Raw genomic sequence first — 17,802 nt, 5'->3', positions numbered from 1 at the left:
ATAAAATTGGAAAAGCTTTATCATATTGATCATTATTGATGAAATTTTCTGCTTGTTTTAGCTTTTTATTTGTTTCTTGATCATAAATATATACTGTTTCTGAATTTGAATTCTTAGTATTTGCAGTGTGCTCTTGTTTTGTACTACCACATGAAATCAAGAAGATAAGTGATATAAGAACCAAAACATTTTTCATAAAAATTTTAGACTTTAGCGCAACATAGACGAAGATGAATTTTAATTTATATTTTTATGCAGAACAATTAATTATATGGATTGTTATTTACTTTTTTGTAACGAGATAACTTGTTTTTATAAAAATATAAGAGATTAAATAGTAGAGACAAAGCACCTACAACAGGTGGGCTTGAATTGTACCTGTCGGAGTAGTAGATGATGTATTATTAAGCTTTAACTAGTTTTACACGTAGCTATGGTGGAACAATAATTGCTAAAAAATGAAATAGTGCGTGGATTTGATTTTTATGTATAAATAAAATTATATTAATAGTAAAATAGATAAACTCTAATATTTTTTATAAATATTTTATGTTTTTAATTTTTTTTTACATTGTTTTGTTGTAAAATTTATAAAATAATTTTGTTGATTTGAATAAATTGGTGCTGAGTATGTTGATTAAGACAAAAAAGAATGTTTTATTAATTGTTCTGACTATGTTTTTATCTTCATTTATTTTAGTCGCTTGTGGTAATTCTACTAATACGACAAAACCGAAAGATAGCCATAGCCAACAGGACGTTAATCCCTTATTTGAAAAAGCACAAAATTTATTCGATCAAGATAAATACGAAGATGCATATAAAATATATAAGCAACTTGCGGATCAAGGTGATGCTAAAGCTCAAAATGCATTAGGTAATGGTTATCAGCATGGTTTTTGGGGAGAAACTGATCTAAAACAAGCTAAAAAGTGGTTTCAAAAAGCAGCTGATCAAAATTATGCGGGAGGCATCCATAATTTAGGCATGCTGGAATTTTTGCAAGGAAATTATAAACAGGCTCTACCATATTTTGAAAAGGGAGCAAACTTAAAGAGTTCAGAATCAATGACTCTTTTAGGCGCATACTATTCAGAAGGAATTATATTTGAACAAGATTATAAAAAGGCGCTTGAATATTTTTCGAAAGCTATAGATATTGATGCAGATAATGCAAGTGCTTTATTTAATATTGGGCAAGCGTATTATTATGGGGAAGGAGTTGGACAAGATTATAATAAAGCCTTTGCCTGGTATGTTAAATCTGCAAATCAAGATTATAGTCTAGCGCAGATTCAATTGGCGGAGATGTATTTTAGTGGGCAGGCTGTACCTAAAAATGTGAAAAAAGCTATTGAAATTATTAAGCCTTTGGCAGAGTTAGGTGATCCAAAAGCACAACAAAACTTGAAGTGGTATATTGATCATCCAAATTAATTAATATCAGTTGCTTAATTTAAGGAAATTAGTCGAATATGAAGGTTAAGATGAAAAAGAATATTTTCCTGATTGTTCTAACTCTGTTTTTATCTTCATTTTCTTTAGTCGCTTGTGGTAATTCTAAAAACACAGCAAAGCAGGAAGCTAACAATAGCCAACAAAACGTTAATTCTTTATTTGAAAAAGCACAAAATTTATTCGATCAAGATAAATATGAAGATGCATATAAAATATTTAAGCAACTTGCGGATCAAGGTGATGCTAAAGCACAAAATGCATTAGGTAATGGTTATCAGCATGGTTTTTGGGGAAATGTGGATTTTGATAACGCTATCTACTGGTATAACAAAGCAATAGAAAAAAATGAACCTCATGCCGCTTATAATTTGGCGTCGTTATATGAAAAAGGTAATGGAGTAAAACAAGACTTTGATCTTGCTTATGCCTATTATACTTTAGCCAAAGAGTTTGGCTTGGATGTCGCTCAAAAAAAATTACTGGAACTAGATAGTAAAGTCGTTAAAGAAAATATTCGGATTTTAAAAAATGGAGATAATATACAAATAGCAATAGATGATCCTTCTAGTAAATGGGAAATTATGGATGAAGAGGATTATCTAAAGAAGAATGGTAGATAAAAATTCTATAATGATTAAGGAATTTATACCAACTCTACATCCACATATTGCCGAATTAAATTATCATCAAGCATATGCACATAATCTAGGAATGCAACATTAAAACTACCGACGGTTTGTGCATGCTCATAAGCAAGTTTACCTGCAATTGCAAAGTGAATATGTGACGCAAGTGCAGCAATTGTAGATGCACTAACAGCACTATACGCTGCTGTTAATGCACCTAAAGCACAACCTGTTGCTGTGATTTTAGGTTGTAAGTGACAACCACCATTTACCCGAATAACAAGATCTAATTCTTTAGAAATGATGTAATCCGATTCACCCGAAATCGCAATACATTTAGCATGGTTTAATAAGTTCTTTGCTTGTACATATACATCTTGGCTATTTAGCGTACTGTCTACACCTTTGGATTGAATTTGACTGCCAGCCAGCGCACTGATTTCAGAGGCATTTCCTCGAATAATTGTTGGATTAAATTTTAAAAGTTGATCTACAGTTTCACTACGCCACTTCAAAATCGCACCATAACCCACAGGATCAAGTATCCATGGTACTTCATGCTGCTGAGCAGTTTGAGCTGATATTAACATTGCCTGTGTCTGTTCAGTTGTTGGTGTGCCAACATTAATACTGAGTGCGGAACTGATTTTAGTAAAATCTTCCGCTTGAAAAGGATTATCAATCATCGCAGGTGACGCACCGGCGGCAAGTAAAATATTCGCTGCATAATTACTGGCAACACTATTGGTTATACATTGAACGAGTGGCGATTGTTTTTGTAATGAATGCCAAGCTTCTATGACTTGATCAATAAGTTGTTGTTTCTGTAACATGATAAATCCTGAGCTAACTAACGCGTAAAATAATGGTCTTGATGCTTACATTGACGGCAAATTAATGAAACGTAATCTTTTGCATCATAATCCACAACTAAATCATTCGAACCACAATACATACACCGCTTAACCGAATAAAAATTTAAACGAGGTTCAATTTTACGCCAAGATTTCCAAACAGGTTGAAAGAAAATATTTTCGTCATAACCCAAAAACTTAAATAATAAAACCTCACTCATTTTACTAAAAGGAATGTTGTGTGGTCTTGGCAATGTGCTTGTTTCCCAACGTTCAGCCAAAGCGCGTTCACGATATTGTTCAAGTGTCTTTTTCAATAAGTTGGTATTAATAAACTTATCATTTCTCGGCTGCAATGCTTTCTGTTTATAAAGATATTCTAAAGCGGTTTGAATAAGATAGTAAATTTGGCCAATCGCTAACCCCTCCATCAAACGGTAGCAAAAAGCCTGAAACGAACGATTTCCAGCAATTTGAATTCCCCAAGTACGACAGTAGAACTGCATGAATTGCACAATCTCTTGGTAAAGCACCAAGTAGAGTGCATCCTTAACTTCATCTGTACTTTTAAAGGGAACACCTAAACTTAAATTTTCATAAAACCACTGGCGAAGCTGGTGGGTAATACTAAACAGACTTGGGTCAGCATAGCCATCTAAGCGAACATTTAAATAATAATGTTCAGTTTCAATGCCAGAATCTTGTGGTTTTAAAATACCGACTTTGACGAGGTCTTGAATCAAATGGTTCTGGAATAAGAAATTAGGCGTGAATTCATGATATTTAATGTTTTTCCAATGGATCATTTCATCATGCTGAATATCTTCACGCGCATAACCATCTAATAGACTTAACAAGAACAGTTTATGTAAAAAACTGAGTTGATTGAGACTATAGATGATTTCATCTTTTGCTTTGTATTTACGTTGTTCTTGTAAAAGTGCTTGTTGTGTTTGTTTCTTTCGTTGTGCCGTGCATTGAGTACAATGACAGTTCATATTGCTATCAGGCTTAAACACACGATGTTCGCAATGGCTGCACTCATGAAATTGAATATCTTGAGTGTATTGTTCAGCTTCAACCCAGTACATTGAAGCTTTGCAGAGAGGACAATGGCTACTTTCATCTAACTGTTTTTGTAGAATCTGTAAATCCATTGAGCAGAGACCTGTTATGCCTAAATAAAAGATTATACATGTTGGCATAAAAGAATGATGCATAGTTTTAGATTGCAAATTAAAAGCTTGAAATTTGATTTAATTTTTTAGATTTTTACTGCCTTCAATTACAGAGAAGAAATATAACTTTGCTAACCCTTGTTCATTTAACTGTTAATTTGTGACTTAGTTAAAATTCTTTTTGATTTTAAGTAATTAAATATCTATTGGTCGTGTTGACTGCCGATTGTTGTTGTAATACATATGTATATTAGATGGATCAATTTTGCATTACGGAGCATATTATGCAAAGAAACTCACTCATGAATGGACTCATGGGAGTATCATTTATTTTATTCACTTCTACTAGTTTTGCTGCAACCCCTGAAGGTTTTTGGAAAAGTATTGATGACCGTACTGGTGAGCAGCTTTCAATCATAGAAATTAAGAAAAAACCTGATAATACATATACAGGAACGATTGTTTACCGCTATCCAGTTTTAGGTGGTGGAGCAGTGTTAACCAATTGTGTGAAATGTCCAGAACCATTTAAAAATAAGCCAATCTTAGGTCTCCAAATTGCTTGGGGATTAAAAGAAGATCCTAAAAAGCCAAATCAGTATATTGATGGTCGTGTATTAGAGCCTAAAACAGGTAATATTTATAAAGGTAAAGCACAATTGAGTGCTGATGGAAAACGTATGCGTATGCGTGGATATATGGGAATTTCAGCATTAGGTCGTACCCAAGTTTGGATTAGAACAGATAGTGCGAATCCGTAAATAAGAACTATTTACAGAGAGGCCTGAACAACGAGTTTAGGCTTTTTTTTGTTTAAAATTATGTACATATGTATATGAAATAAAAATGACGGTGTGGTTGTTTTTTGTGCTAAAGAGTGGTTTTGTACGATGTAACTTCCTAAAAAGTGTGATAATTTTCGACCATTAAATTTATAACGATGAATAGCTTACTTTTTAAAGACGGGGGTTAATATGCTAAATCATATGCTCATGAAAGGAATCATGGGACTTTCAATTGCTTTTGCAAGTGTGACGACATTTGCTGCTTCAATCGAAGGCTATTGGAAAAGTATCGAAGAAAGAACAGGTGAACAATTATCAATTGTTGAAATCCGTAAAGGAAATGACGGACGTTTTCATGGAAAGATTGTTTATCGTTACCCAACACGCGGTATCGCGTTAACCAACTGTATGAAATGTGCAGCGCCAAATACAAATAAACCATTGCTAGGCTTAGAGATTCTGTCTGGATTTAGAGAAGATCCAAACAAAGCTGATGCTTATATCGATGGGCGTGTATTAGAAGCTACCAGCGGTCGTGTTTATAAAGGCAAAGCTGTTGTGACTGGTGATGGTAAACGATTACGTATGCGTGGCTATATGGGCGTATCTGCTTTAGGCCGCACAGTGGTTTGGTTACGAACAGATAGTGCAAATCCGTAATGAGCTTTATAAAAAACCTCGAATCTAAACAAGGTTCGAGGTTTTTTTATTGGATAAAGTAAATCGTTAAACAGGGCATGGTAAGTTTTCGTCCTCCTGACCAATTTTTTTAGCTGCAATTAATGCTTGAACTTTCTTACTTGGTACTTTCTCTTTTCCAAGCGCATCGTAGGTGTTGATTACATTGGTGACTTCTAGTGTTGTTAGACTAATTCCCTCCGCTGATAAAAAAACTGAGATAACGTTATGATCGATGCCTGCAGCGGCAAGATCATGGATTGCTTTAATATTTTCTAGGCGATAAAGATGCGCTTTTAATTCCATAGTCGTAGCCCTCACTTGTTATTTTAAATACCTACATTGGCATATATGTTTAAGCAATAACCGTGCACAAAATGTAAAGCTAACGAAAAAAATGTAAATTAAGCGATGAAATGCAGAGAAGTTTGTCACTTTTATTTATAAAGAGAAAACTATGTTGTAATTTTGTCTAAACGATAAGCCGATTCATCAAATTTTATTTGAAAATAGACAATCTCAACCCAATAAAAATTTTAAACGCATGTCGGGTCTTACAGACAGTTTTTATTGGTTGGCGTATGATTTGTGCAGATGTCTGTGATACTCGTGGTTATAACTGTTTTCAATGCGAGATTTTTAGACCAAACGGCATAATTTATGCTAATAAAAGACGCTTCAAGAAGTCTTGTCGACAAGACCATATACATGAAATCATGAAAGATAAGGAATACTGATGAATATCGCGGCTCAACCTCCTGTTCAAACGGATCAAACCATTTATTTAAAAGACTATCAAAAGCCATCGTTCTTGGTTGAATCAATTAATTTAGATATTCAAGTTTATGATGATCATACAATTGTTGATTCAACATTAGTGATGAAGCGTCAGGCAGCAGGCGCATTAACGCTTTTAGGCCGTGATTTAGAGCTAAAGTCGATTCAACTCAATGGTCAGATGCTCAGTGCAGATCAATACGTTCTAGACAGTGAACAATTGCAGATCACAGATGCACCAGATGAGGTCATTCTTCAAACACAAGTCATTATTCATCCAGAATCAAATACACAACTTGAAGGCTTATATAAAGCTGGCGATTTATTTGTTACGCAAAATGAGCCAGAAGGTTTCCGTAAAATAACTTTCTATCCTGATCGCCCAGATGTACTTTCAGTATTTACTACACGTGTAGAGGCAGATAAAAAATATCCAGTTTTATTGGCCAATGGTAATTTGCTTGAAACAGGTGAAGCAGGTGATGACCGTCATTTTGCGATTTGGCAAGATCCAACCAAAAAACCGAGCTATTTATTTGCCTGTGTGATTGGTGATTTGGCGGTACTGAAAGATCGTTATACGACTTCAGAAGGGCGTGACGTTGCATTAGAAATTTATGCCATCGAAAAAGATATTCCAAAATGTCATATTGCGATGGAAGCTTTAAAGCATTCTATGCGTTGGGATGAGGAACACTATGGTCGTCCTTATGATTTGGACAACTATATGATTGTGGCTGTGAGCCAGTTCAACATGGGAGCAATGGAAAATAAAGGTCTCAATATCTTTAATACCTCGTGTGTACTTGCCGATGAAGAATTCACTACGGATGCTGCGATTATGCGTGTGCAGTCAGTGATTGCACACGAATATTTCCATAACTGGACAGGTAATCGTATTACTTGTCGTGATTGGTTCCAGCTCTGCCTCAAAGAAGGTTTAACGGTTTTCCGTGATCAATCTTTCTCAGAAGATTTGCAGTCAGCCGCAGTACAACGTATTGATGATGTTGCTGTACTTAAATCACATCAATTTCCTGAAGATGCTGGTCCGTTATCACATCCTCCGCGTCCAGATCATTTTGTGGAAATTAATAATTTCTATACTGCGACAGTGTATGAGAAAGGTGCGGAAATTAACCGCATGATGGCGACTTTATTAGGTAAAGAAAAATATCGTAAAGGAACGGATGAATATTTCCTTCGTCATGACGGTCAAGCCGTAACCGTTGAAGATTGGGTTGCTGCACTCAGCGCTGGTTCAGGTGTTGATTTGTCTAACTTCCTCACTTGGTATAATCAGCCAGGTACACCTAAGTTAGAAGCAAAAGGTGAATATGATGCTGCTGCGCAAATTTATCGTTTGAGCTTTAAACAAAGTTTAAAAGCACATCCAAAATACCCAAATTTGAAAGCTGTTCCGATTCCTGTTGCTTTGGCATTATTCAATGCCAATACAGGTGAGCAATATACATTGCATAGCACTGATTTATTTATAAATGATGTGAAAGATGGTGTCTATCTGTTTGATACTGATCAGGCAACAATTGAGTTTACAGGGATAACTGAACAGCCTGTTGCTTCATTATTACGTAATTTCTCTGCGCCAGTGAATTTGATATTTGATTATTCGAATGATGATTTGGCGTTCTTAATTCAGCATGAAACCAATGGTTTTAATCAATGGCAAGCAACTCAAACGTTATTAGAACGTATCTTATTAGAAGATCATAAAGCAGATACTTATATTCAGGCGATTAAAAATACATTGCCAGATTTAGTGAATAAAGATCCATTACTCGCTTCGCGTCTGTTTGATGTACCAAGTGAAAACTATTTGGGTAGTCGTATTGATCAAGACTATGAGCCAGAAATTGTTCGTGAAAAACGCGAGTCTGTGCTGAATCGTTTAGCGCGTGAATTAGGATCATTCTGGAAAGAAACTTATCTTGCTTTAGATCCAGATCAGCAAAAAGAATTTTCTTTGGCAATGGGTGTTCGTGCGCTAAAAAATATCATGTTGAATATGCTTGCTCGCCAAGGTGATGATGCTGTATTTGAGTTGGCTTATGAACAGTATCAACAGACAGGCAATATGTCTGAACGTTTAGGTGCTTTACGTGTATTAGTTTGGAATGATGCACCACAAGCACAGGCGGCTTTAGATGATTTTTACAATCGTTTCAAAGATGAAGCCTTGTCATTAGATCAATGGTTTATGATTCAAGCTTCAAATCCATGCGCAACAGCAGAGACCATTGAATATTTAACCAAACACGTAGATTATGATCTAGGTACACCGAACCGTATTCGTTCAGTTAGCGGTGGTTTAGCGGCGAATCCTGTAAATACATGGAGTTATGGCGTTGATCATTTCGTTCAGCTTGCTACATATTTAGATGAGAAAAACCCGATTTTAGGATCACGTTTGCTACAAGTGCTTTCACGTTGGTACACACTGATTGAGCCGCAACGTACTCAAGTTCAACAAGCCCTAAAAGCATTACAGCCAAAGGTGAAGTCGAAAAATGTATCTGAAACATTAAACTCTTTGTTGAGTATCTAATCTGATAGAAGTGTTTTCTTAGCCACAGTCGTTTACGGTTGTGGCTATTCTTTTTTATTGAATATGGAATTTTTCCCACTAAAAAATCATAAAAATAAAAATGGGACATTACAGGAATAATCACACATGGCTTTGAGTGTATTTGATCTTTTTAAAATTGGTGTTGGTCCTTCAAGTTCTCATACCGTTGCACCCATGCGAGCTGCGTATCGATTCGTTCAAGTTCTGAAAGAGCGTGGTGATTTACAGAAAATTGAGCAAGTCAAAATTTTCTTATACGGTTCCTTATCTTCTACAGGGGTCGGACATGGTACAGATAAGGCAATAATATTAGGTCTCATGGGTAATGAGCCTGAAACGATTGATATTGCAAAAAGTCGATTGACCCTAGATCAAGCTTTAGTGACTAAAAAACTAAAAGTTGATGGTACAAAACTGATTGATTTTGATGCTGACCGAGATATTACTTTTATCGATGAGGCCTTAGCTTATCATCCAAATGCGATGAAAATTGTCGCGTATGACAAACATGAACAAGAGGTTTATGCCAATACCTATTATTCAATTGGTGGTGGTTTTGTTTTAGATGAAAGTCATGTCAATCATGGCAGTTTCATTGAAGACAACACGCAAATTCCTTATCCATTTCAAACGGCCAAAGAGTTACTAGCGCTGTGTAAAAAGTATAATTGCAGTATTAGTCATTTGATGTTGGAAAATGAGAAAAGCTGGCGAACTGAAGATGAAATACGCACTAAAATTATCGAAATTTGGAAGGCAATGCAGACCTGTATCCAAAGCGGATTAGAGCATGAGGGCGTTTTAGAGGGTGGATTAAATGTAAAACGTCGAGCTAAAAATATTCATCAACGGTTATTAAGAAAAGAAAATCAAAATTTGATTGAAACGACCTTTAATGCAATGGAGTGGGTCAACTTATTTGCCCTCGCAGTTAATGAAGAAAATGCCGCAGGTGGTCGAGTGGTAACAGCACCAACCAATGGCGCAGCAGGCATTATTCCAGCAGTTTTATCCTATTATGTAAATTTTTCAAAAGATGAGTCTGAAGATACCATCGTAAAATTCTTTTTAAGCGCAGCAGCAGTTGGAATTTTATGTAAATTGAATGCTTCTATTTCTGGTGCAGAAGTTGGATGTCAGGGCGAGGTTGGTTCAGCATGTGCAATGGCTTCGGCTGGTTTAGCAGAAATTTTAAATGGAACACCTGAGCAAGTTGAACATGCTGCTGAAATTGGTCTGGAGCATAATTTAGGCTTAACGTGCGATCCTATAGGTGGTTTGGTACAAGTACCGTGTATTGAGCGAAATGCAATTGCTGCGGTAAAAGCGATAAATGCAGCGCAAATGGCATTACATGGTGATGGTGAACATCATGTGTCTTTGGATAAAGTTATACACACCATGAAAGAAACAGGTAAAGACATGTTAGATAAATATAAAGAAACCTCCAAAGGTGGTTTAGCCGTCAACTCGATTGAATGTTAAACATTGCCAAATTAAGCATTAAAGATAAATGAATTTTTTATAGAAAGGATGGTGCAGATCATCCTTTTTTATTTGACAATGATTATTGTCATAAATAGTATAAAATCGATTCGAATATTACGGATGACTAAAATGGAAATAAAAAAAATCACATTACCTACCCGCCAAATAGAAGTAGAAGTGTACGCACCTAAAGAAACATCGGGGGCAGTGCCATCAATTTTATTGCTACACGAGTTATTTGGTATTCTTGATGTTTATCGTGAGGATGCTCAAGATTTAGCTGATCGTGGCTATCTCGTTTATGTACCTAATTTGTTTGATGGTGGTGCAGTCAAATATTGTATTCGTGCGATGGTGAGTAAAGCAGGACGTAGCAATGCAGCGGATAGCGGAGTGAATCAAGAGATTCATGTTTTATTGGATGCATTGAAATCCGATCCACGTTCAAATGGGCGTTTAGGCATGTTGGGACAATGTTTAACAGGCGGGTATGTAATTCAAATGGCCAAACGTGAAGATATGTTAGCTCCTGTGGTTTATCATCATTCTTTAGGGATTGAGGGCGTTGGTGTGCCAAAAAAAGAATCCTTAGATGAGATTCGAGTTTTGCAAGGACATTGGGCGAATGTCGATCCATTTTGTCCAAAGTCAAAAAGGGAAAAGTTGATCCAACAGTTAGGCGATCGAGTTGAAGCCTATACCTATAATATGCCGCATGGTTTCAGAAGTGTCAGCCGAGGCATGCCTGAGGCCAAAATCGTATGGCAACGTACAGTTGATTTTTTTGATCGAGAGTTAAAACAAAATACTGTATAAATGATATGCTTAGCCGTTATTATGTATAAATATTTATTCATTTATAGAAATAAAATGAGAGGGGCTAATGTCATATAAATATGAGTATGCAGGTTTCTGGATACGAGTGGGTGCAGCAATTATTGATTCGATTATCGTGGCAGTCGCTCTAATACCAATTATGATGATTATTGCACCTAATGTGAGTAATAATTTTTCGGGTTGGACTTGGGCTGATTGGCTAGGTCAAATTCTCAGTGCTATTTTTTATATCTTTTGTTGGATTAAATTTGCGGGAACACCAGGTAAACGTCTATTACGTTTAAAAGTATTGGATGAGCAAACAGGAAATAATGTTACTGTTGGGCAAGGAATTATTCGCTATATTGGTTATATTCCAGCCACTTTAGTTTTATTTATAGGTTTGATCTGGGTCGCTTTTGATCCTAAAAAACAGGGTTGGCATGACAAAATGGCTAAGACAGTTGTGGTAAAAGAGCTTTAGAAAGTTGTTTAATCAAATTTAAAATCGTCCTCCGTGGCGATTTTTTTATTTCTAGATCATTAAAAAATAGATTGAGAAGCATTGTCTCATAAATGGTATATAAGTCTTTTCGTGTTTCAAATAGAATAAAATCAAATTGATAAAAATGAGAACAGTATGAGTTCAGAGGCAAACTCAATCAGTTTAATTGCGCCTGTAGTTTTATTAGCTGCGGCTGTTATCGCCGTACCCATTTTTAAGCGTATTGGATTAGGGTCCGTATTAGGATATTTAATTGCAGGCCTTATCATTGGCCCATTTGGTTTTGCTTTTTTTCATGATTCTACTTCGATTTTACACATTGCTGAACTTGGTATCGTAATGTATCTATTTGTGATTGGCTTGGAAATGCAACCATCACATTTGTGGAGTCTTAGACGTGAAATCTTTGGTTTAGGCACATTACAGATCGTTGCTTGTGCTTTGGCTTTAACAGGTGTCGGCTTACTCTTTGGTTTTCAATGGCAAGTTGCATTTATTGGGGCGGCTGGTTTTGTTTTAACCTCAACTGCAATTGTGATGCAGCTATTGGGTGATCGTGGTGATATTGCACAACCGCATGGACAAAAAGTTGTTGCAATACTTTTATTCGAAGATTTACTGATTGTTCCGTTATTGGCGATTGTTGCATTCATGGCACCAAATCATGTGGTCGAAACTACATCAACACGCTTAGAAAATATTGGGATTGGTTTAATTGCCATCGCAGGTTTAATCGCTGCGGGTTATTGGCTACTGAATCCACTATTCAGACTCTTGGCAGCAGCTAAAGCGCGGGAGGTGATGACAGCCGCGGCACTTTTAGTCGTATTAGGTGCAGCATTGTTAATGCAGATCAGTGGTTTGTCGATGGCGATGGGTGCTTTCCTTGCAGGTGTGTTGTTATCAGAGTCAACCTTTAGACATCAGATTGAAGCAGATATTGAGCCATTCAGAGGCATTTTATTAGGACTATTTTTCCTTGGTGTGGGGATGTCTTTAGATTTATCTGTGGTACAACAGAACTGGCAGCTGATCGTAAGTGGCGTTTTGGCCATGATGTTTGCCAAAGCCTTGATGATTTATGTTGTTGCACGTATGACCAAAAGTTCGCATACAGAAGCTTTAGATCGAGCTTTATTGATGGCGCAGGGTGGTGAGTTCGCTTTTGTACTTTTTGCCGCGGCTGTGAGTGCTCAGGTGATTGATAATACAGTTAAGTCAAATTTGACAGCAATTGTGGTTTTATCAATGGTGCTAACACCGATTCTTGGTGTGGTATTTAAACGATTTACTCAAAGTAAAAACGAAGTTTCGTTGGAAAATGTCAATGTTGCTGAGGGACTTAGTGGTCGTATTTTGTTGATCGGCTTTGGTCGTTTCGGGCAGGTAGCTAGTCAGTTATTATTGGCCAGAGGTGTTGATGTCACCATTATCGATAATGACATTGATATGATCCAAAACGCAGAAAAGTTTGGTTTTAAAATCTATTATGGTGACGGATGTCGTTTAGATATTTTACATGCGTCAGGTGCTTCAACAGCTGAAGCAATTGTTGTCTGTGTCGATAGCAAGGAAACAACTAATCGTATCGTTGAACTGGTTACACATGAATTTCCTTTAGTAAAGCTATTAGTTCGCTCATATGATCGTGAACATTCTTTGCATTTGGTAAAACAAAAAGTGGATTATATGATTCGTGAGACCTTTGAATCCGCAATCAAATTTGGTGGCGTGATTTTGGAGCGTCTTGGTGTTGATGAGGACGAAGTAAAACGGATTAGTGATGAAATTCGTGAGCGGGATGAAGAGCGTTTTGAGACAGAAATTGCCGCAGATGATGTTTATGCAGGGGTAGGTTTACAATATTCACACCGCCATCCTCGTCCAACTTCACCTTTATTACGGCCAAAACAAGCTGGCCGTATTTTAAATGATGAAGAGGTTCAGAAGGATTTCGAGGGTAAATAGAACTTATTCTCTAAATAAGCCTTAATCTCTAAGGCTTATTTTTTGTTTTAAATCTAAATAAGATCAGTACGAAAATTCCAAGCAATAATCCCCAAAATGCTGAGCCAATACCCCAAAATTGAACACCTGATGCGCTGCATAGGAAGGTAAGTAAAGCTGCTTCGCGTTCTTCGACATTTGAAAATGCGACTGCTACGTTGTGGCTAATTGTTGCAAATAAGGCAATTCCAGCAAGTGCGACAATAAAAATTTGTGGGAACGACATCAGTAGACTGACTAGAGTTGAGGCAAAAAGCCCCATTAAAATATAAAACAAACCACAACTAATCCCCGCTATATAACGTTTGCTTGGATCAGGATGTACTTGGTCATCTAAACTTACTGCTGCGCTGATAGCTGCTAAATTAACGGAAAAACAGCCAAAAGGAGCAAAAACAGTGTGTGCAATACCCGTCCAACCAACAAGTTGATTCACATGTGGTTGATAACCATAACTTTGAATCATTGCAATACCTGGTAAATTTTGTGAAGTCATATTGATTACAAACAACGGTAAGGCAAGTCCAAGAATGGCAGACCAAGAAAATGAAGGTTGCATCCACACAGGTTGTGTCAAAGACCATGTGATTGCATGAAGTTCAAAATAAATGAATAGAGGGCAAATGATAGCCCCTAAAATAACAGTAAGAACAATACTGTAACGAGGGAATAAACGTTTAGATACGAGATAGATCACTAACATACTTAGAATAAAACCAAGCTGCGTTTCTAAACTGATGAAAATTTGTATTCCAAATTTTAATAAGATACCCGCTAGCATTGCACAGGTCAGGCTTTGAGGAATATGAGCCAATAATTTCTGGAAAATGCCTGAAAAGCCAACGATAGCAATTGCGACTCCACAAATAAGAAAAGCACCTATGGCTTCATATAAGTCGTAATGTCCCGTAGATGCAATAATTAAGGCAATACCCGGCGTTGACCATGCGGTTGCAACAGGATACTTATATTTCCAAGATAAAATTAATCCAGATAGACCAATTGCAAGCCCAAGCGCCCAAAACCAAGAATTAATTTGAGCAGTATTTGCCCCCAAAGATTGGGCGCCTTGGATCACCAGTACGGCTGAAACACTAATTCCGATAAGAAAAGTAATAAAGCCAGCAAAAACCGCGGGAATCGAGAAATCTTGAAGGAGACGTTGCATCTATGCATCTAAACTTGATTAAAATTTGTTGAAAAGTATATCGTTAATCACAAATGAATCGAAGTATTTAGGCGATTGAATAAACTGATCAAATTTGAAAAATTGAAACTAAGAAATGGTTGAAGTAGCAAGTCTTAAACCAAATCCAAAAAATAAAAGCCCAACTAAACAAATACCACTAGCTGCAAGTTTATAATTATATTTAAAGAAGTTAGCAAGCTTTACACCTGAAAAAATTAAAGCGGTTAAATAACTAAAGCTAATAATTTGTAGAATAATTGCCAAAATTAAAAAACTTAATGCAGGGTAAGCGTAATTGGGTTCTACGAATTGAACAAAAAAAGAAAGGAAGAATAAAATTGCTTTGGGATTAAGCAGACTAATACTAAGTGCTGTACGGTAAGGATGAACTTTATCTAATTGTGGTAAATCAGCCATTTCAGCATGTTGCGTTGGTCGACTCCATGTTTGAAAAGTACTTTGCAATAACTTAAAGCCTAAATATGCGAGGTAACAAGCACCAGATAATTTTAAAACGATAAATAAAATCGGAAATGCTTTTAATAGCGAAGCTGCACCTAATACAGTACAAATAATTAAAATAAAATCGCCTGTGAATACGCCACAAGCAGCGGCATAACCAGTTCGTATACCGTAACGTGATGCCACTGACATCACATATATAGAGTTAGGTCCGGGTAATAACACGATCAAGATTGTACCAATAATATACGTGGTTAAATCTGTTATGCCGAACACGTTAAACTCATTAAAAAAACCGATTTTCGCTAATATAGCAAAAATCGGTTTTTATAGGTGAAAATTCGACTAATTATGCTTTGATTTCAGCATCAATACCAAAAGATTGGCGTAGCAATAAACTGAGTTGATCACGTGCTTTGATAAAGCCATCGATTCCGCCTTGTAGCAATTGGAATGCCATCAAATCTTGTTCAAGTTCAGCTTTGAAACTTTCTTTGGTTTGAGCTGGACGTTCGATTTTTTCTGCTTGTTCCGCCACTTCAACTGACAACTGAGCTTTAACAGGCTGTTGATCTTGTTCCAGTTGCGACAACAGGCTTGGTGCAATTGTCAATAAATCACAACCTGCTAAACCTAGAACTTGCGCTGTACTACGGAAACTTGCGCCCATCACTTGAGTTTGAATACCTTGCTGTTTGTAATAATTATAGATCTGCTTAACAGACAGTACACCTGGATCTTTTTCAATTGGATATTGCTCGACACCTTCAGCTTTTTTATACCAATCTAAGATACGACCAACAAATGGGGAAATCAGAGTGATTTTCGCATCTGCACAAGCTTGGGCCTGATGTAAACCAAATAACAAAGTGAGGTTGCAAGGAATACCTTCCGCTTCAAGTACTTTCGCTGCTTGGATACCTTCCCAAGTCGAAGCGATCTTGATCAAAATACGTGACTGAGCAATGCCATAGCCTTGGTAGAGTTTAGAAAGCTCACGTGCTTTGGCAATCGTTGCTTCAGTATTATAAGAAAGAGAAGCATCAACCTCTGTTGAAACTCGACCATCAATTAGTTTTAAAATTTCAACGCCAAATTTAACCGTTAAAATATCAATGGTACGTTCAATCAGCGCATCACTTTGATAGCCTTCCTGTTTTGCTTGTGTATAAGCATCTTCAATCAGCTGTTTGCTTTCTGGCTGTTCTGCTGCGGCAGTAATCAATGAGGGGTTGGTTGTTGCATCCAGTGGACGAAATTTTTCAATCGCCTCTAGGTCGCTACTATCAGCTACAACAGTTGTTAGATTCTTTAATTGGTGTAATGCAGTTTCAGTCATTGATATAGCGTTCTTAATAAACAAAATTACGGATAACTTCTTTATAACATAAACTGTGTGAAATCAAAGCATGGCATTGCCGCATTTATTTATGCAATAGAATGCTTTTTATTTATTCGTTTGTTGACGTTGAGTTCTGATATGTTTAATCAGAAATCTCGCTGCCGCACCAAGTCCGCTTTCACGACTCCAAACAAGATCGACGTAGTATTCAAACTTAGGCGTGAAATCATAAAGTTCCAAAATTTTTAATTTCTTTTTCAATTCGGGGTTTTCATTAAACATTTCTAAAGGTAAAACACCCCAACCCAAATTTCGGACAATCATCATGCATGCAGAATGATGATTATCGGTGCGCCAATAATCTTTAGAATAAAGTAATTCTGGCTTAATTGTATTATCACGACTCGCGACTACTATTTGTCGAGTTTGAATCATTTGTTCAAAAGAAACTTCTTGAAGCTGTGCAAGCGGATGAATATTTGAAACGACAGGAACGAGAGCTTCTCGTTTTAATTCAACAAATTGTTCGCGGCTGTCCAAGTACTCTCTCTCAAACATCAGTGCAAGTTGAGCGGACTGATCGAGCAACATTTGCAAAGCATCTTCTTGAGGTGCAGACACGATATTAATAGCAAGACTCGGGAAGTGTTGCTCAAGTAGGGTGATGTAATCTGTCCAATTGGTATGCAGTAACTCAGAAACTACCACAATATTAAGTGTAGATTCTAAACCTGTACTTAAAGCATGAGCATGTTGCTTCCACTGATTCATTTCAATCAGTAATTGCTGTGTTTTCTCATATAAAGCCCATGCTTCATCTGTTGGTTTTGGTTCACGCCCAACACGCTCAAATAAATTTAGATCGAGGTCAATTTCTAAATTGGCGATTGACATACTTACGGCTGAGGGGACTTTGCCTAGCTTACGTGCAGCAGCAGAGAATGAACCTGTTTCAATGACGGTTTGAAACATGAGAAGTTGTTCTTGATTTATATTCATCTGTCAAAAAAACTGAAAGAACCTTATTGGATTAATCAAAATTATAAAAAT

General features: G+C 36.6%; 16 protein-coding genes and 1 pseudogene. 9 read left to right on the top strand and 8 right to left on the bottom strand.

Going from position 1 to position 17,802, the window contains the following annotated elements; translation table 11 throughout:
- Positions 1–196 (bottom strand): annotated as a pseudogene (locus IO68_RS34120) (sel1 repeat family protein); the annotation flags it as partial.
- Positions 197–630: 434 nt separating this feature from the next.
- Here IO68_RS34120 and IO68_RS22115 point away from each other — a divergent pair.
- Entirely contained in the window at positions 631–1,437 is an 807-nt protein-coding gene (locus tag IO68_RS22115; protein ID WP_023012965.1) for a tetratricopeptide repeat protein, read from the top strand.
- 50 nt (positions 1,438–1,487) lie between these two features.
- Positions 1,488–2,078, top strand: coding sequence for a tetratricopeptide repeat protein (locus IO68_RS0116840; protein ID WP_227502879.1), 591 nt, complete (start codon positions 1,488–1,490; stop codon positions 2,076–2,078).
- 23 nt (positions 2,079–2,101) lie between these two features.
- Here the strand turns inward: IO68_RS0116840 and thiM are convergent, their stop codons facing one another.
- Together thiM and IO68_RS22105 are read right to left on the bottom strand one after the other, a co-directional pair.
- Entirely contained in the window at positions 2,102–2,917 is an 816-nt protein-coding gene (gene thiM / locus IO68_RS22110; protein ID WP_023012963.1) for a hydroxyethylthiazole kinase, read from the bottom strand.
- A gap of 17 nt (positions 2,918–2,934) precedes the next feature.
- Positions 2,935–4,095: a hypothetical protein gene (locus tag IO68_RS22105; RefSeq protein WP_023012962.1), complete on the bottom strand. Its 1,161-nt coding sequence runs from the start codon at positions 4,093–4,095 to the stop codon at positions 2,935–2,937.
- Positions 4,096–4,400: 305 nt separating this feature from the next.
- On the opposite strand from IO68_RS22105, the gene IO68_RS22100 reads away from it, so the two are divergent.
- The gene (locus IO68_RS22100) at positions 4,401–4,877 is read left to right on the top strand and encodes a DUF2147 domain-containing protein (RefSeq protein ID WP_004878695.1); all 477 of its coding nucleotides are present in this window, start codon (positions 4,401–4,403) and stop codon (positions 4,875–4,877) included.
- Positions 4,878–5,090: 213 nt separating this feature from the next.
- Positions 5,091–5,561, top strand: coding sequence for a DUF2147 domain-containing protein (locus IO68_RS22095; RefSeq protein ID WP_023012961.1), 471 nt, complete (start codon positions 5,091–5,093; stop codon positions 5,559–5,561).
- 66 nt (positions 5,562–5,627) lie between these two features.
- On the opposite strand, the gene IO68_RS22090 is transcribed toward IO68_RS22095, so the two are convergent.
- Positions 5,628–5,885, bottom strand: a complete 258-nt coding sequence (locus tag IO68_RS22090; protein WP_004878699.1) for a hypothetical protein — start codon at positions 5,883–5,885, stop codon at positions 5,628–5,630.
- Between the two features lie 430 nt (positions 5,886–6,315).
- Here IO68_RS22090 and pepN point away from each other — a divergent pair, with 430 nt between their 5' ends.
- The 5 genes from pepN (at position 6,316) to IO68_RS22065 (ending at position 13,720) form a co-directional block, all read left to right on the top strand.
- Positions 6,316–8,922, top strand: coding sequence for an aminopeptidase N (gene pepN, locus IO68_RS22085; RefSeq protein ID WP_023012960.1), 2,607 nt, complete (start codon positions 6,316–6,318; stop codon positions 8,920–8,922).
- A gap of 126 nt (positions 8,923–9,048) precedes the next feature.
- A complete protein-coding gene (locus tag IO68_RS22080) occupies positions 9,049–10,428 on the top strand; it encodes an L-serine ammonia-lyase (RefSeq protein WP_023012959.1) in 1,380 nt (459 codons plus the stop codon).
- A 132-nt stretch (positions 10,429–10,560) separates the two neighbouring features.
- On the top strand, positions 10,561–11,247 hold the full coding sequence (locus IO68_RS22075; protein WP_023012958.1) for a dienelactone hydrolase family protein: 687 nt from the start codon (positions 10,561–10,563) through the stop codon (positions 11,245–11,247).
- A 67-nt stretch (positions 11,248–11,314) separates the two neighbouring features.
- Positions 11,315–11,731: an RDD family protein gene (locus IO68_RS22070; protein WP_019384145.1), complete on the top strand. Its 417-nt coding sequence runs from the start codon at positions 11,315–11,317 to the stop codon at positions 11,729–11,731.
- A 156-nt stretch (positions 11,732–11,887) separates the two neighbouring features.
- On the top strand, positions 11,888–13,720 hold the full coding sequence (locus tag IO68_RS22065; RefSeq protein WP_023012957.1) for a monovalent cation:proton antiporter-2 (CPA2) family protein: 1,833 nt from the start codon (positions 11,888–11,890) through the stop codon (positions 13,718–13,720).
- Between the two features lie 28 nt (positions 13,721–13,748).
- Here the strand turns inward: IO68_RS22065 and IO68_RS22060 are convergent, their stop codons facing one another.
- The 4 genes from IO68_RS22060 to IO68_RS22045 form a co-directional block, all read right to left on the bottom strand.
- A complete protein-coding gene (locus IO68_RS22060; RefSeq protein ID WP_023012956.1) occupies positions 13,749–14,927 on the bottom strand; it encodes a benzoate/H(+) symporter BenE family transporter in 1,179 nt (392 codons plus the stop codon).
- A gap of 108 nt (positions 14,928–15,035) precedes the next feature.
- The gene (gene leuE, locus IO68_RS22055; protein WP_023012955.1) at positions 15,036–15,686 is read right to left on the bottom strand and encodes a leucine efflux protein LeuE; all 651 of its coding nucleotides are present in this window, start codon (positions 15,684–15,686) and stop codon (positions 15,036–15,038) included.
- A 73-nt stretch (positions 15,687–15,759) separates the two neighbouring features.
- Complete coding sequence (tal, locus tag IO68_RS22050) at positions 15,760–16,749, bottom strand: transaldolase (protein WP_023012954.1); 990 nt, start codon at positions 16,747–16,749, stop codon at positions 15,760–15,762.
- A 108-nt stretch (positions 16,750–16,857) separates the two neighbouring features.
- Entirely contained in the window at positions 16,858–17,751 is an 894-nt protein-coding gene (locus tag IO68_RS22045) for a LysR family transcriptional regulator (protein WP_023012953.1), read from the bottom strand.
- Positions 17,752–17,802: the final 51 nt, after the last annotated feature.

This window comes from Acinetobacter sp. COS3 (assembly GCF_000475335.1).
In the GTDB taxonomy this organism is placed as follows: domain Bacteria; phylum Pseudomonadota; class Gammaproteobacteria; order Pseudomonadales; family Moraxellaceae; genus Acinetobacter; species Acinetobacter venetianus.
The sequence above is the reverse complement of the archived record's forward strand: the minus strand, read 5'-3'. Positions and strand labels throughout refer to the sequence as shown.

Coding starts and splice junctions, on each gene's coding strand:
- IO68_RS22080 (WP_023012959.1), top strand. CDS start 9,049: ATGGCTTTGAGTGTATTTGATCTTTTTAAAATTGGTGTTGGTCCTTCA.
- IO68_RS0116840 (WP_227502879.1), top strand. CDS start 1,488: ATGAAAAAGAATATTTTCCTGATTGTTCTAACTCTGTTTTTATCTTCA.
- IO68_RS22065 (WP_023012957.1), top strand. CDS start 11,888: ATGAGTTCAGAGGCAAACTCAATCAGTTTAATTGCGCCTGTAGTTTTA.
- IO68_RS22090 (WP_004878699.1), bottom strand. CDS start 5,885: ATGGAATTAAAAGCGCATCTTTATCGCCTAGAAAATATTAAAGCAATC.
- IO68_RS22045 (WP_023012953.1), bottom strand. CDS start 17,751: ATGAATATAAATCAAGAACAACTTCTCATGTTTCAAACCGTCATTGAA.
- IO68_RS22075 (WP_023012958.1), top strand. CDS start 10,561: ATGGAAATAAAAAAAATCACATTACCTACCCGCCAAATAGAAGTAGAA.
- IO68_RS22060 (WP_023012956.1), bottom strand. CDS start 14,927: ATGCAACGTCTCCTTCAAGATTTCTCGATTCCCGCGGTTTTTGCTGGC.
- IO68_RS22070 (WP_019384145.1), top strand. CDS start 11,315: ATGTCATATAAATATGAGTATGCAGGTTTCTGGATACGAGTGGGTGCA.
- tal (WP_023012954.1), bottom strand. CDS start 16,749: ATGACTGAAACTGCATTACACCAATTAAAGAATCTAACAACTGTTGTA.
- IO68_RS22095 (WP_023012961.1), top strand. CDS start 5,091: ATGCTAAATCATATGCTCATGAAAGGAATCATGGGACTTTCAATTGCT.
- IO68_RS22100 (WP_004878695.1), top strand. CDS start 4,401: ATGCAAAGAAACTCACTCATGAATGGACTCATGGGAGTATCATTTATT.
- thiM (WP_023012963.1), bottom strand. CDS start 2,917: ATGTTACAGAAACAACAACTTATTGATCAAGTCATAGAAGCTTGGCAT.
- IO68_RS22105 (WP_023012962.1), bottom strand. CDS start 4,095: ATGGATTTACAGATTCTACAAAAACAGTTAGATGAAAGTAGCCATTGT.
- IO68_RS22115 (WP_023012965.1), top strand. CDS start 631: ATGTTGATTAAGACAAAAAAGAATGTTTTATTAATTGTTCTGACTATG.
- pepN (WP_023012960.1), top strand. CDS start 6,316: ATGAATATCGCGGCTCAACCTCCTGTTCAAACGGATCAAACCATTTAT.